Annotated in this window: 15 protein-coding genes; 2 read left to right on the forward strand and 13 right to left on the reverse strand. The window is 67.9% G+C overall.

The features are described 5' to 3' along the window. Positions 1 to 203: 203 nt before the first annotated feature. From atpD to MOQ72_RS04140, 10 genes are all read right to left on the reverse strand, one after another. Entirely contained in the window at positions 204 to 1,637 is a 1,434-nt protein-coding gene (gene atpD / locus MOQ72_RS04095; RefSeq protein ID WP_242180618.1) for a F0F1 ATP synthase subunit beta, read from the reverse strand. Position 1,638: 1 nt separating this feature from the next. Continuing rightward, positions 1,639 to 2,565, reverse strand: coding sequence for a F0F1 ATP synthase subunit gamma (locus tag MOQ72_RS04100; RefSeq protein WP_242180619.1), 927 nt, complete (start codon positions 2,563 to 2,565; stop codon positions 1,639 to 1,641). A gap of 10 nt (positions 2,566 to 2,575) precedes the next feature. After that, positions 2,576 to 4,222 carry a F0F1 ATP synthase subunit alpha gene (gene atpA, locus MOQ72_RS04105; RefSeq protein WP_242180620.1) on the reverse strand — a complete coding sequence of 549 codons (1,647 nt, stop codon included), beginning with the start codon at positions 4,220 to 4,222 and terminating at the stop codon, positions 2,576 to 2,578. Positions 4,223 to 4,289: 67 nt separating this feature from the next. After that, complete coding sequence (locus MOQ72_RS04110; protein WP_242180621.1) at positions 4,290 to 5,120, reverse strand: F0F1 ATP synthase subunit delta; 831 nt, start codon at positions 5,118 to 5,120, stop codon at positions 4,290 to 4,292. A gap of 31 nt (positions 5,121 to 5,151) precedes the next feature. Continuing rightward, positions 5,152 to 5,715: a F0F1 ATP synthase subunit B gene (locus tag MOQ72_RS04115; RefSeq protein WP_308197846.1), complete on the reverse strand. Its 564-nt coding sequence runs from the start codon at positions 5,713 to 5,715 to the stop codon at positions 5,152 to 5,154. A 32-nt stretch (positions 5,716 to 5,747) separates the two neighbouring features. Next, a complete protein-coding gene (locus tag MOQ72_RS04120) occupies positions 5,748 to 6,005 on the reverse strand; it encodes an ATP synthase subunit C-like protein (protein ID WP_242180622.1) in 258 nt (85 codons plus the stop codon). 57 nt (positions 6,006 to 6,062) lie between these two features. Then, positions 6,063 to 6,842: a F0F1 ATP synthase subunit A gene (atpB, locus tag MOQ72_RS04125; protein WP_242180623.1), complete on the reverse strand. Its 780-nt coding sequence runs from the start codon at positions 6,840 to 6,842 to the stop codon at positions 6,063 to 6,065. A 274-nt stretch (positions 6,843 to 7,116) separates the two neighbouring features. Next, positions 7,117 to 7,596 (reverse strand): Cg1360 family ATP-synthase-associated protein, encoded by a 480-nt coding sequence (locus MOQ72_RS04130; protein WP_242180624.1) that lies wholly within the window; start codon positions 7,594 to 7,596, stop codon positions 7,117 to 7,119. After that, complete coding sequence (locus MOQ72_RS04135; RefSeq protein ID WP_242180625.1) at positions 7,596 to 8,762, reverse strand: glycosyltransferase family 4 protein; 1,167 nt, start codon at positions 8,760 to 8,762, stop codon at positions 7,596 to 7,598. The genes MOQ72_RS04130 and MOQ72_RS04135 overlap by 1 nt, the downstream gene beginning before the upstream one ends. A 145-nt stretch (positions 8,763 to 8,907) precedes the next feature. After that, entirely contained in the window at positions 8,908 to 9,558 is a 651-nt protein-coding gene (locus tag MOQ72_RS04140; protein ID WP_242180626.1) for an L-threonylcarbamoyladenylate synthase, read from the reverse strand. A gap of 196 nt (positions 9,559 to 9,754) precedes the next feature. Here MOQ72_RS04140 and MOQ72_RS04145 point away from each other — a divergent pair, with 196 nt between their 5' ends. Further along, positions 9,755 to 10,624 carry an alpha/beta fold hydrolase gene (locus MOQ72_RS04145; protein WP_242180627.1) on the forward strand — a complete coding sequence of 290 codons (870 nt, stop codon included), beginning with the start codon at positions 9,755 to 9,757 and terminating at the stop codon, positions 10,622 to 10,624. A 299-nt stretch (positions 10,625 to 10,923) separates the two neighbouring features. Here the strand turns inward: MOQ72_RS04145 and prmC are convergent, their stop codons facing one another. The 3 genes from prmC to rpmE all read right to left on the reverse strand — a co-directional run bounded on the left by prmC (position 10,924) and on the right by rpmE (position 13,405). After that, entirely contained in the window at positions 10,924 to 11,805 is an 882-nt protein-coding gene (gene prmC / locus MOQ72_RS04150; RefSeq protein ID WP_242180628.1) for a peptide chain release factor N(5)-glutamine methyltransferase, read from the reverse strand. 215 nt (positions 11,806 to 12,020) lie between these two features. Beyond that, positions 12,021 to 13,088: a peptide chain release factor 1 gene (gene prfA / locus MOQ72_RS04155; protein WP_242180629.1), complete on the reverse strand. Its 1,068-nt coding sequence runs from the start codon at positions 13,086 to 13,088 to the stop codon at positions 12,021 to 12,023. Between the two features lie 95 nt (positions 13,089 to 13,183). Continuing rightward, a complete protein-coding gene (gene rpmE / locus MOQ72_RS04160) occupies positions 13,184 to 13,405 on the reverse strand; it encodes a 50S ribosomal protein L31 (protein WP_242180630.1) in 222 nt (73 codons plus the stop codon). 97 nt (positions 13,406 to 13,502) lie between these two features. On the opposite strand from rpmE, the gene MOQ72_RS04165 reads away from it, so the two are divergent. Then, the gene (locus tag MOQ72_RS04165; protein ID WP_242180631.1) at positions 13,503 to 14,066 is read left to right on the forward strand and encodes a hypothetical protein; all 564 of its coding nucleotides are present in this window, start codon (positions 13,503 to 13,505) and stop codon (positions 14,064 to 14,066) included. The last annotated feature ends 90 nt before the right edge of the window (positions 14,067 to 14,156 follow it).

Below are 14,156 nucleotides of genomic sequence, written 5' to 3' on the forward strand. Positions count from 1 at the left end.
TGCCCGCAGTCTAGCCAATGCCACCAGGGCGATCGTGACTGGCTGGGCTGGCCATCGGTCTTCTCACCACGCTCGCGCCGCCGCAGGATCTCGGACGTCGCACCGGACCACGAGCCTGGAGCACTTCATCGGCGACGGGGCCGGGGCCCGTGGGACCCCGACCCCGTCGCCGGTGCGCCGACCCCGTCAGCGGGGTCCGCCACTCACTGCTCGGTGAGCTTCTTGTACGCCTGCTCCAGGTCGTCGAGACCACCGATGGACAGGAACGCCTGCTCCGGGTAGTGGTCGAAGTCGCCCTTGCACAGCTTGTCGAACGCCTCGATGGTCTCCTTCAACGGCACGAAGGAGCCTTCCTGGCCGGTGAACTGCTTGGCGACGAAGAAGTTCTGCGACAGGTAGCGCTCGATGCGCCGCGCCCGCTGCACCGTCACCTTGTCCTCTTCGGACAGTTCGTCCATACCGAGGATGGCGATGATGTCCTGCAGTTCCTTGTACTTCTGCAGGATCCGCTTGACTTCCTGCGCCACCCGGTAGTGCTCCTCGCCGACGATGGCCGGGTCGAGGATGGTGGAGCTGGACGACAGCGGGTCCACCGCCGGGTAGATGCCCTTCTGCGAGATCGGCCGGGAGAGCTCCGTCGTCGCGTCCAGGTGGGCGAAGGTCGTCGCCGGAGCCGGGTCGGTGTAGTCGTCCGCGGGCACGTAGATCGCCTGCATCGAGGTGATCGAACGGCCCTGCGTCGAGGTGATCCGCTCCTGCAGCTCACCCATCTCGTCGGCCAGCGTCGGCTGGTAACCCACCGCGGAAGGCATCCGGCCCAGCAGGGTCGACACCTCCTGGCCCGCCTGGGTGAACCGGAAGATGTTGTCGATGAACAGCAGCACGTCCTGGTTCTGCACGTCCCGGAAGTACTCCGCCATCGTCAGCGCGGACAGCGCCACCCGCATACGGGTGCCCGGCGGTTCGTCCATCTGGCCGAAGACCAGCGCGGTGTCGGCGAGCACGCCGGACTCCGCCATCTCCACCCAGAGGTCGTTGCCCTCACGGGTGCGTTCCCCGACACCGGCGAACACCGAAGTACCACCGAAGTTCTTGGCGACCCGGCGGATCATCTCCTGGATGAGCACCGTCTTGCCGACCCCGGCACCACCGAACAGACCGATCTTGCCACCCTGCACGTACGGGGTGAGCAGGTCGATCACCTTGATGCCGGTCTCCAGCATCTCGGTCTTGCCTTCGAGCTTGTCGAAGGCCGGTGCCTTGCGGTGGATCGTCCAGCGCTCGGCGTCCGAGGCGTAGCCCGGCTCGTCGAGGCAGTGGCCGAGGGCGTTGAACACGTGGCCCTTGACCACGTCGCCGACCGGTACCGAAATACCAGCCCCGGAGTCGGTCACGGCGACGCCGCGCACCAACCCCTGGGTGGGCTGCATCGAGATCGTCCGCACGACGCTGTCGCCCAGGTGCTGGGCTACTTCCAGCGTCAGCGTCTTGGCCATGCCCTCCGCGGTGATGTCCGCGGTGAGCGCGTTGAAGAGGTCCGGCACCTGGTCTCGCGGAAACTCGACGTCGACGACCGGGCCGAGGACCCGGACGACGCGGCCAGTGCCCGTAGCAGTGCTAGTGGCAGTAGCAGTCATGTCACTCACTTCCTGCTGACGAGAGCGCCTCGACACCACCGACGATCTCGCTGATTTCTTGGGTGATCTGGGCCTGGCGAGCCTGGTTGGCCTCACGGCTGAGGTTGCGGATCAGTTCGTCCGCATTGTCCGTCGCCGACTTCATCGCCGTCCGACGGGCCGCGTGCTCGGACGCCGCCGCATCCAGCAAACCGGCGAACAGGCGGGTCTTGATGTACTTCGGCAGCAAGGCCCGCAGCAGGACCTCCGCGTCCGGTTCGAACTCGTACGTCGACCGCAGGGTCTTCACCGGTTCTTCGGCGTACTCGACCTCCAGCGGTGCGATCCGCCTGACCGTCGGCTTCTGGGTGAGCATGGAGACGAACTCGGTGTGCACCAGGTGCAGCTCATCCACACCCAGAGTACCGTCCCCGCCTCCGTCGTCGAGGTAGTCGTCGGCGCCCGCCAGGAACGCCTTGACCAGCGTCTCGCCCACCTCCGCGGCATCGGCGTAGTCGGGCCGGTCGGTGAAGCCGGTCCAGCTCGCCTCGACCGGGCGCTGCCGGAAGCGGTAGTACGCCTCGCCCTTGCGGCCGATGACGTACAGCACCGGGTTCTTGCCCTGCTCGCGCAGCAGCGCCTGCAGTTCTTCGGCGGCCCGCAGCACGTTGGCGTTGTAGGCGCCGCAGAAGCCGCGGTCACTGGTCACGACCAGCACACCGGCCCGCTTCGGGTTGGAACGCTCGGTCAGCAGCGGGTGATCCAGCGTGCTCACATCGGCCAGCGCGGTCAGGACGTTGGTGATCTCGGTCGCGTACGGACGAGACGCCTCCACCCTGGCCTGCGCCTTCATGATGCGCGAGGTAGCGATCAGCTCCTGCGCCTTGGTGATCTTCCGGGTCGACTTGACCGACCGGATGCGGTTTCGCAGTTCCCGAAGTTGCGCCATGGCTATCCGGTCACTTCTTCGGAGCGGGTCGGTTGACCTTCACGGTCTCCTGGCCCACCTCGTCGGCCGCCAGCGCTTCCGCCTCCGGCTGTTCGGGCGTGACCGCGGAACCGTCGGCAGCGGTGAACTGCTTCTTGAAGTCCTCCACCGATTCCACGATGAACTTGACACCGTCGTCGGAGAGCTGCTTGGTCTCGACGATGTCCTTCAGCACGGATTCGTGGGTGCGCCGCAGGTGCGCCAGGAACTCCGATTCGAACCGCCGCACGTCGCTGACCGGCACCGAGTCGAGGTGTCCCTGGGTGCCCAGGAACAGCGAGACGACCTCTTCCTCGACCGGCAGCGGGTCGCCCTGCCCCTGCTTGAGGACCTCCATCAGCCGGGCACCGCGCTCCAGCTGCGCCTTCGACGCGGCGTCCAGGTCGGAGGCGAACGCGGAGAACGCCTCCAGCTCGCGGAACTGGGCCAGGTCGATCTTCAGCGAGCCGGTGACCTTCCGGATCGCCTTGATCTGCGCGGCACCACCGACGCGGGACACCGAGATGCCGACGTCGATGGCCGGGCGCTGACCGGAGTTGAACAGGTCGGACTGCAGGAAGCACTGCCCGTCGGTGATGGAGATGACGTTGGTCGGGATGTAGGCCGACACGTCGTTGGCCTTGGTCTCGATGATCGGCAGCCCCGTCATCGAACCGGCGCCCATCTCGTCGGAGAGCTTCGCGCAGCGCTCCAGCAGACGCGAGTGCAGGTAGAAGACGTCACCCGGGTATGCCTCGCGGCCCGGCGGGCGACGCAGCAGCAGCGAGATCGCCCGGTACGCCTCGGCCTGCTTGGTCAGGTCGTCGAAGACGATCAGGACGTGCTTGCCCTGGTACATCCAGTGCTGGCCGATGGCCGAACCGGCGTACGGGGCCAGCCACTTCAGGCCCGGCGCGTCGGAGGCGGGCGCGGCGACGATGGTGGTGTACTCCATCGCCCCGGCGTCCTCCAGGGACCGCTTCACCCCGGCGATCGTGGAGCCCTTCTGCCCGATCGCCACGTAGATGCAGCGGACCTGCTTCTCCGGGTCACCGCTGTCCCAGTTGCTCTTCTGGTTGATGATCGTGTCGACCGCGACGGTGGTCTTGCCGGTTTTGCGGTCGCCGATGATCAGCTGCCGCTGGCCGCGCCCGATCGGGGTCATCGAGTCGATGGCCTTGATCCCGGTCTGCAGCGGCTCGCTCACACCCTGGCGCTGCACGACCGTGGCGGCCTGCAGTTCCAGCGCGCGCTGCCGCTCCGCGACGACCTCGCCGAGCCCGTCGATCGGCTCGCCCAGCGGGTTGATCACGCGGCCGAGGAAGCCGTCGCCGACCGGCACCGACATGACGCGGCCGGTCCGCTTGACCTCCTGGCCTTCCTCGATCTTCTCGGATTCACCCAGGATGACCGCGCCGATCTCCTGAGCTTCCAGGTTCATCGCGACACCGTAGATGCCGCCGGGGAACTCCAGCAGTTCCTCGGTCATCACCGAAGGCAGACCCTCGACATGGGCGATGCCGTCACCGGTATCGGTGACGACCCCGACCTCCTCGCGGCTGACCTCCGGGGAGTAGCTGGAGACGTACTTCTCGATCGCACTGCGGATCTCGTCCGACGAGATCGTCAGCTCCGCCATGTCTCGTTCCTGCCCTCGGTTCGTTCGTGGAAGGGAGTTGGTGTTCGGCGCGTCGCCGAGCCTTCGGCTAGTCGGCGAGGTCGCGTCGAAGGGACTGCAGGCGTCCCGTGATGCTGCCGTCGATGACTTCGTCGCCGACGCGGATCAGCAGCCCGCCCTCGACCTCGGGGTCGATCTCCAGGTGCAGGGCGATCGGCCGCGAGTAGATCCGCTGCAGGGTGCGCGACAGCCGCTGCTGCTGCTCCTCGCTCAGCGGGATGGCAGAGCGGACGTGCGCCACCGAGCGTTCGCGGCGCTTAGCCGACAGCTCGGCCAGCTCTTCCAGCCCCTCGCTGACCCGCCGACCGTGCGGCCGGGCCACCAGCTGGCGGACCAGGTTCAGGGTGACCGGCTCGACCTTGCCCTCGATGAGCTGGTCGACGACCGCGTGCTTGCCCGCTTCGTCGCCGGTCGGGTCCGACAGCAGCCGCTCCAGGTCCACCTGGGAGCCGATGATGCGCCCCAACCGGAACAGCTCGTCCTCGACGGCGTCGAGCCGACCGGCCCGCTCAGCCTGCACCAACAATGCGACGCGGGCCAATCGTTCCAGCCCGGCGACCAGGTCCTTCGGACTGGACCAACGGGCCGCAACGGCTTCGACCACGACCGGCAGCGCCCGCGCGCCGAGCCGGTCCGCCAACAGCCCGCGGGCCAGGTTCTCCCTGGACCGCGGGTCGGTGGAGGCGTCGGCGAGCGCCCGCCGCAGCGTGGACTCGCGGCCCAGCAGGGCGGCCACGCCGAACAGCTCGTCGGCGAGCCCGGTGATCTCCGCGGCCTGGGCCCCATCGGTGGCCTGCAGCAACTGCAGCTCGGTGGCTGCCAGTGCCTCGCGGCTCGCGGCGTTCACGAGGGTGCTCAACTCTCAGCGCCTTTCACTCGGTCCGATCGTGTTAGGTCGTGGCCGATTCGGACGATGCCGGGGCCGAGGTGGCTTCCAGCTCGTCGAGGAACCGGTCGACGGTGCCCCGCCGACGCGCCTCGTCTTCCAGGGACTCGCCGACCACCCGGCTGGCCAGGTCGACCGCGTGGCGGCCGAGTTCCAACCGCAGTTCGGCGACGATCTGCGCCCGCTGGTGCGCCAACTGGGCCTGGCCCTGGCTGACGATCCGCTCGGACTCGGTCTGCGCCTGGGTGCGCATCTCTTCCAGGATCTGCTGGCCTTCGGCGCGGGCGTCGTCGCGGATCCGAGCCGCTTCGGCGCGGGCCTCGGCCAACTGCGACTTGTACTGCTCCAGCGTCCGCTGGGCCTCGGCCTGCGCGGCCTCGGCCTTGGCGATACCGCCTTCGATCCGTTCGCTGCGCTCCGCGTAGATCTTCTCGAAGCGCGGGATCGCGTACTTCCAGAGCACGAACAGCAGCAGCAGGAACGCGATCAGCCCGATCACGATCTCCGACGGTGCCGGAATGATCGGGTTGTGCTCGCCTTCGGCCGCCAGCAGCATCTGCGTCTTCACCACAACGTCTCCCTACGCGTTGAGCCGTCTACTCAGGCAGCGGACGCGATGAAGTAGACGACCAGACCGATCAGCGCCAGCACCTCGACCAGAACGAAGGAGACCCAGGCGATGCCCATCAGCTGGCCCTGGGACTCCGGCTGGCGAGCGGTGCCGTTGATGACCGCCGCCCAGATCAGGCCGACGCCGATACCCGGGCCGACAGCGCCCAGGCCGTAGCCGATCGCGGCCAGACCGGGGTTGATGTTGACCGCGGCCTCAGCAGCCTGCGCAAGAACGATGTTTTGCACTTTCACTACCTTTCACTCGGTCCGCTTCTCGGCGCGGATCGGAGGTCTTGGTCCTTCTCAGTGGCCTTCGGCCATCGCCGCACCGATGAAGTTGGCGGCCAGCAGCGCGAAGATGTACGCCTGCAGCACCTGGATCAGGGCTTCGACGAACGTCAGGGCGATGGCGAAGGCGAATCCGACGATCGAAACCGGCTTGAACCCGGCACTCGCCTGCAGCAGCAGGAACTCGCCGCCCAGGGTGAACACCAGCAGGATGAGGTGCCCGGCGAACATCGCGGCGAACACTCGGATTGCCAGTGCCAGCGGTTGGAAGAGGAACTTCTGCAGGAATTCGATCGGTGCCAGCAGGACGTAGATCGCCTTCGGCACTCCGGGCGGGAACATGATGTGCTTGAAGTAGCCGAGGAAACCGTGCCGCGCGAAGCCGACCGCGTGCATCACCAGGTACACCATGAGCGCCAGCGCGATCGGGAAACCGATGCGCGACATCGTGGGGAACTGGATGATCGGGATGATGCCGAAGAGGTTGTTCACCAGGATGAACGTGAACAGCGTGAAGATCAGCGGTACGAACGGACGGAAGTCCTTGGCGCCGATCTGCTCCCGCGCGATCTTGTTGCGGCTGAACTCGTAGACGAACTCCGCCACGAACTGCCCCTTGCCCGGAACCAGCTTCAGGTTGCGGGTGGCGATCACGAAGTAGGCGCCCACGATGATCGCCGAGAGCACGACGAGAACCATCGGCTTGGTGACTCCGCCGAAGATCGGCGGAAGGACAAAGGCATCGGCACCCGGCGGTTGGAACGTTCCGCCCTCGGCCAGCATCAGCGCGCCCAAGTGGGCTCCTTCCGGTTCTCCCGGCAACTTCACTCAGCCGGGGGAATCGTCACGTTTTGCACTTAACGTACCTGATACGCGATCTGGCACGCAGAGGGGCCCTCCCCGCCCGAGTGGGATCATGGGACCTCTATCGAGTCCACAGATCCACGCTGTGCAGGGAAGGCTTCTGCCGCGGGACGATACCAACAGGTAGGTAGCCACCCGACATGCCGGTCCGCTACCACCCGTCTGGCCTAGTGGCGGACCGGCCCGGAAACTCGACCGAAACGGTTCAGTTGCCGGGCACGATCGTAGGGATCTTGGTGCGCTTGAAGGCGACCACCTCGGCACCGGCCCACACCATCACGGTGGCCAGCATGGTGAACGCCAGCGATTCCCGGTGGATCGCCTCGATCCCGCCGAGCAACGTCATCACCACCAGCAGCACGATCATCTTGCCGATGTAGCCACCGAGCGCGGCGACCATCACGAACGCCGGGTTGAGCCCGCCGGTGGTCCGCATCAACCAGATCGTCAGCAGCGACGACGCGAACGCCACCGCGCCGCCGATCAACGCGCCGACCAGGCCGGACACCCCGACCAGGACGGTGGCGACGATCGCCCCGACGACCACGGTCGCGGCCCCTGGCCACACGGCGGTGCGCAGCATCGCCGACGCCAGCTTGCGCACGATTTCGCCGTGCGGGTTGACCGGCTCGGCCTGCTCGGCCGGGTTGTCTGCGGTGGTCTGCGGGGTGACTTCGTCGCTCATCAGGACTCTCGATCGGTTCGGGCTCGCATCCGCGGAATCACCGAGATGATAGCCGCCAACAGCACCCCGAGGCCGACGACCCAGGCCACCACGACCGCGTTGAACAGGGTCAACGACACCGCGCCGAAGGCGATGACGGCCGCCCACAGGTAGATCAGCAGAACGGCGCGGCGCTGTGAATGTCCGATTTCCAGCAGTCGGTGGTGCAGGTGCATCTTGTCGGCGTGGAACGGGCTCTTACCCGCTCTGGTGCGCCGCACCACGGCCATGATCAAGTCGAGCAGCGGCACGAACAGCACCGCCGTCACCACCAGCAGCGGGGACAGCAGCGCGATGGTGTCGGTGGCGCTCGTGACGGAGTAGTCCATCCGGCCGGACGCGGACGTGCTGGCGGTGGCCAGCATCAGGCCGATCAGCATCGAGCCCGAATCGCCCATGAAGATCTTCGCCGGTTGGAAGTTGTGCGGCAGGAAACCCAGGCATGCCCCGGCGATCGCGGCGGCGATCAGCGCTGGCGGATAGGCGGTGACGTCGCCGTTCTGGCGGTTCAGCACGCCGAGGCAGAACACGAAGGTGGCGGTGGCCGACACCAGGCCGATGCCGGAAGCCAGTCCGTCCAACCCGTCCACGAAGTTCATCGCGTTGATCATGGCGACGGTCAGCAGCACGGTCAGCAGCTGTCCTTGGTTGCTGCCCAACAGCATCAGCTGCCCGACGTGCCCTTCGGTGCCTCCCCACGGCGCCCAGAACACGTACCACTGGACACCCGAGAGCACCAGGATCCCGGCGGCGGTGACCTGCCCGGCCAGTTTCGTCAGCGAATCCAGCTCGAACCGGTCGTCCAAGGCGCCGACCAGCACGATCAGCCCGCCAGCGGCGATCACCGCCCAAGCGTCGTTGGAGTAGTCGAAGCCGCGGGAGAGCGCGGGCAGGTTGGCGGCCAGGAACATCGCCGCCAGCACCCCGCCGTACATCGCGACCCCGCCCATCCGCGGCATCGGCGTGACGTGCACGTCGCGCACGCGGGGGTAGGCGACCGCGCCGACCCGGATCGCCAGCAGCCGGACCAGTCCAGTTAGCAGGAAGGTCACCGCGGCGGCGGTGAGCAGGACGAGCAGGTACTCACGGGCGGGAAGCCCGGCCGGAGCCCAAGATGCGTTGCCCATACCGGTGGCTCACCCGCGCCGAGCCGAAGCCCGCGGGATTTCGAATTCCAGCCCCCAGAACGGATTGTTCAAGCCCGGCGCTCCTCATCGCTGCCCACGTTGCGGATCCGAGCACTAACGCTATCGGCACGCGCCGATGCGGCTTTCACCGGTCCGCTTCGAGCTCCACACCGAGCACTTCGGACAGCTCAGCCAGGCTCACCGCGCCTTCCCGCAGCACCCGGGGCGCGCTCTGGGTGAGGTCGACGATGGTGGAGGCCACCGGCTCCCCGGAGGGACCGGCGTCGAGGTAGACCTGCACCGAATCGCCGAGTTGGTCGCGGGCTTCAGCGGCGTTGGCGGCTGGCGGATGACCGGTGCGGTTCGCGCTGGACACCGCCATCGGGCCGACCTCGCGCAGCAGGTCCAGGGCCACCGGGTGCAGCGGCATCCGCAGGTTCACCGTGCCCCGGGTGTCACCGAGGTCCCAGGACAGCGACGGCGCCTGCGGCAGGACCAGCGAAAGCCCGCCAGGCCAGAACGCTTCGATCAACGCGCGCGCCTGCTGCGGAACCGACATCACCAGACCATCCACAGTGGACCAGGAGCCGACCAGCACCGGCACCGGCATGTCCCGGCCGCGCCCCTTGGCGGCCAGCAGCGCGCCGACCGCGTTGGCGTCGAAGGCGTCCGCGCCGATGCCGTAAACCGTGTCGGTGGGCAGCACGACGAGCCCACCCGCGCGAACCGCGTTGGCCGCGGCGGCTAGACCGGATTCGCGACTGTCCGGAAGAGTGCAGTCATAGACGGTGCTCACACCCCGAATCCTGGCACGCCCGCGAGCGGCCCGTTCGAGTGGTGCAGCAGATCACCATCGGGGAATATTCATCACCAGTAACACCTGGGCGCTCGACCGAGATCCGTTGGGTGTGTTCGGGGGACGAGCAACTTCGGCGGTGCTCGGAACGTCTGCCGGACGCGGGTACAGCATCGAGTGAGCACGAGGAGAGAGCATGACCGCCCCACCTCAGGGTGTCGAGGTCGACCAGATCGAATTCCCGGCTGGCAAGATCCGCTTCTACCGGGCGGGGTCCAGCGGCCCGGCGATCGTCCTGCTGCACGGCGGCGGTCCGGACAACGCCCTGCTGAGCTGGCGCCACGCCATCGGTGTGCTGGCGGCCGACCACCGGGTGTTCGCGCCGGACCTGCCCGGCCAGGGCGGCAGCATGCCGTGGCGCGGCCGCGCCGACCAGCGCACCTTCGAAGAGATGCTGCGCTGGCTGCTGGACGCCTGGCGGGTGCCGGAGGCCACCCTGGTGGGCCTGTCGATGGGCGGCAGCATCGCGGCCGGTTTCACGCTGCGCAACCCGCAGCGGGTCCGCGGACTGGTGCTCGTGGACAGCACCGGCATGCAGCACAAGCTGCCCCGCCACCTGCTGACCTACCTGCTGCTGCGGACGCGGCTCGCCGGGCCGCTGGCCGCGAAACTGCTGCGGCTGAACCGATCGCTGGTGCGCCAGGCCGTCAACCGACTGTTCTTCGCCGACGGACAAGCCGTGCCCGACCTGGAGTCCATTGTCGACGAGGTCAGCGCCGAAGCAGCGGCGCGGGGCTCGGTGTTCGCCGACTGGCACGAGGCTGCCATCGACCGACGGGCGATGCGCATCAACCACCTGCCGCACCTCAGCCAGATCCAATGCCCGGTCATGGTCATCCACGGCGAACGCGACGCGATCGTCCCGGTCACGGCCGCCCGAGACGCGGCGGGAGCGATCCCCGGCTCAGCGCTGCGAGTGATCCCGGAAACCGGCCACTGGCCCAACCGGGAAAAGCCCAACGAGTTCAACGCCCTACTACGGGAGTTCGTCAACACCCACAACTAACAGAGTGCGCGGATCGGCTTGCATGGCGGTGCCGGTAGCGGTGCCGGTTGCGGGAGTGGGGGAAGCGGCTGCCGCCGCTTGCCTGACGACCACCCCGGCACACCAATCCGCGTGCCCTCTGACCAAACCCACCACCCCGGTGACCAGAGCAAGGGAACCTTCCTGTCACCAGCGGCACGACGGATGCGAGCAAGGGAACCTTCCTGTCACACGCGCCCCAGCCGTGACGCCGCGAGCATGGGAACCTTCCTGTCACTTTTGGCACGGGAGTTCCCATGCTTTCCCTCGCGGGAGGCGCGTCAGGCGGTCGGCTCAGTCCGGGTGCGGCGGGCGGTGGCGAAGCGGGGGCGGCCTGCCAAATCGGTGTGGTCTTGGACGTCGCTGAGAACGCGGCGGGCCGACAGCAGGGCGGGCACCGAGCCGCCGTGGGTGTCGTCGTGTTCGATGGCGACACCGCCGCCGGGGCGCAGCAGCCGGGCCGCGCTTGCGATCACGTGGCGGACCACGTCCAGGCCGTCGCGCCCGGCGAACACCGCTTCGTGCGGATCGTGTTTGCGGACCTCGGGCGGCACCGGCGTGCCCTCCGGTACGTACGGCGGATTGCAGAGCACCAGGTCGACCGTGCCTTCCAGCTCCATGAGCAGCATCGGATCGGTGACGTCCCCCGCGTACAGGTGGATCGGCGTGTCCCCGGCTTGGGCCTGCTGGTCGGCATTGCGGCGGGCCCAAGCCAGGGCGACGGGCTCTTTCTCCGCGGCGTGCACGGCGGCGTCCGGTCGGGCGTTGGCCACGGCGAGCGCGAGTGCCCCTGACCCGGTGCAGAGGTCGACCACGGTCGGCTGGTCCACCCCTTCCAGCGTCGCCAATCCCCAGGCGAGCAGCAGTTCCGTCTCCGGGCGGGGCACGAACACGCCTGGCCCGACGCTGAGCGTCACGTTCCCGAGCGATGCGTTCCCGGTCAGGTGCTGCAGTGGCACCCGCGCGGCGCGTTGCCGCACCAGGTCGTGCAACGCCTGCACCACTGGTGGATCCACCAACGGCACCATCATCAGCTTGGTTCGTTCGACCCCGAGCAGGTGCGCCGCCAGCAGTTCGGCATCGGTGCGCGGGCTTGCCACACCCGCTGCGGAAAGCATGCGTTCCGCTTCGAGAATGGCCAGGCGCAGGGGCTGTCGGGTCACATCGTCAGCTTAGAGAACACGCGGGCGGGGAGGTCCCAACTCCTTGGTTCGCTTGACCGCCGCCAGCCGATTGGGTCCGCCGTTGCGATTCGCGCTGACGCGGACACCCCGCTCGCGCAGGGTGTCGGACCCCGGAGCGGGGTATTGCCGTAAGGACCTCGACCAGGTGAAATCGACCGTCGCGTTGAATCCGCGATTTCGCCTGCCGCCCTGTTTCAAAGCCCCAGACGTTCTTGCCGGTCAGCGGTGAGCAGCGCGGCGAGCACGGCGTCCAAGTCACCGTCCAGGACCTGGTCCAGGTTGTACGCCTTGTAGTTCACCCGGTGATCGGAAATGCGGTTCTCCGGGAAGTTGTAGGTCCGGATCCGCTCGGAACGGTCCACTGTGCGTACTTGGCTGCGCCGGGCCTGCGAAGCCTCCCGCTCGGCTTCTTCCTCGGCGATGGCCTGCAACCGGGCTTTGAGCACCTGGATGGCGCGCTGCTTGTTCTGCAGCTGCGACTTCTCGTTCTGGCAGGACACCACGATGCCGGTCGGCAAGTGGGTGACCCGCACCGCCGAGTCGGTGGTGTTCACGCTCTGCCCACCCGGCCCGGATGACCGGTAGACGTCGATGCGCAGGTCCTTCTCGTCGACCTCGACCTCGACCTCCTCCGGCTCGGGGTACACCAGCACCCCGGCTGCCGAGGTGTGCACCCGGCCCTGCGACTCGGTGACCGGCACGCGCTGCACGCGGTGCACGCCACCTTCGAACTTCAACCGCGACCAGACCCCATCCGGGCTGGTGTCGCCGCTCTTGGCCTTGATCGCGACCGTGGCGTCCTTGTAGCCGCCGAGATCGGATTCGGTCGTGTCCAGCACCTCGGCCCGCCAGCCCTGGCGCTCGGCGTACCGCAGGTACATGCGCAGCAGATCGCCCGCGAACAGCGCTGACTCCTCACCACCCTCGCCGGACTTGACCTCCAGCACCACGTCGGAACCGTCGTGCGGGTCGCGCGGCAGCAGCAGCTCGGTGAGCTTCGCCTCCAGTTCCGGAATCGAGTCGGCGAGGCGATCGGCTTCCTCGGCGAACGTCGCGTCCTCAGCGGCGAACTCGCGGGCGGTGTCGAGGTCGGACCGGACCTGGTCGAGTTCCCGCGCGGTGCGCACGACCGGCGCGAGCTCGGCGTAGCGGCGCCCGAGCTTGCGGGCATTAGTCTGGTCGGCGTGCACGCCGGGATCGGCCAGCCGCTGCTCCAGCTCCACGTACTCGGCTAGCAGCCCTTCGAGCTTCGACGTCTCCACCGGCGACCCCCTTCACATGCTGCGGACATTCGGACACCAAACGCAACAACGGCGCCCGTCCCGCGGTGCTCGCGGGACGGGCGCCGTCGGCGCAGCTACTTCTGCGTCTTCTGGCGCTTGCCGTAGCGGGCCTCGAAACGGGCCACGCGACCGCCGGTGTCCAGGATCTTCTGCTTGCCCGTGTAGAACGGGTGGCAGTTCGAGCAAACCTCGACGGTGATCTGGCCGGTGGTGCGGGTGCTGCGGGTGGTGAAGCTGTTGCCGCAACCGCAGTTCACCTGCGTCACCACGTACTCGGGGTGGATTCCACTCTTCAACGGCTTGTCCTCTCTTCTTGGCCGCCGGGTCCACGCGGCCGCTGCCGCGCGGTGAACCGGTGCCGGATCAGCCTTGCATTCTGCCAGACCAAGGCTCGTGACCTGCAACGCAGGGGGTCCGTCCGGTATTCCGGGCAGCCGCTCGGCGCGCCTGCGTTACCGCCCGGCGCAGCAGAGGGACCGCCTGCCGAGCCGGATGGGTCCGGGGGTGCATGCGGTCCGGCTGGCCGCTCATCCTCGACGGGTGCTGCTGTGTTCGGTGTTGGGAACGCTCACGGTTCGGTCGTGGGTGTCCCTTCCGCTGCTCTTCCTCGGCAGCGTCGCCGGAGTCGCCGCCCTGCTGGATCTGCTGTTCGAGCAGAACCCGGCCCCCAACGACGACCTGAGTCTGTCGGCCCCGCTGCTGTTCGGGTTCGCCGCCGGGTTGAGCCTGCTCAGCGGCAGCCACGTCCGCTGGAGCTTCCAGTGGCAGCGCCGTGGTCTCAGGTTCACCTACCCGCTGCTGATGGTGGCCTGCGCCCTCGCCACGGACGGGCTGCAACTACCGGTCTTCGCCGCCCTCACCATCGGTCCGGTCGCCGCCGCACTGCTGGCCGTGCTGCTGATCCGCGCCTACCAAGATCGAGACGCACCAGAATGCGCCCAAGCCCCGGTGACATGAGGAAGGGAACCTTCCTGTCATTTTCGTGACAGGAAGGTTCCCATGCTCCGGTCAGTGCGGGGTCGGCCGTGTTCGGGGTGACAGGAAGGT

The sequence above is a fragment of the Saccharopolyspora soli genome (genome assembly GCF_022678645.1).
In the GTDB taxonomy this organism is placed as follows: Bacteria; Actinomycetota; Actinomycetes; order Mycobacteriales; family Pseudonocardiaceae; genus Saccharopolyspora; species Saccharopolyspora soli.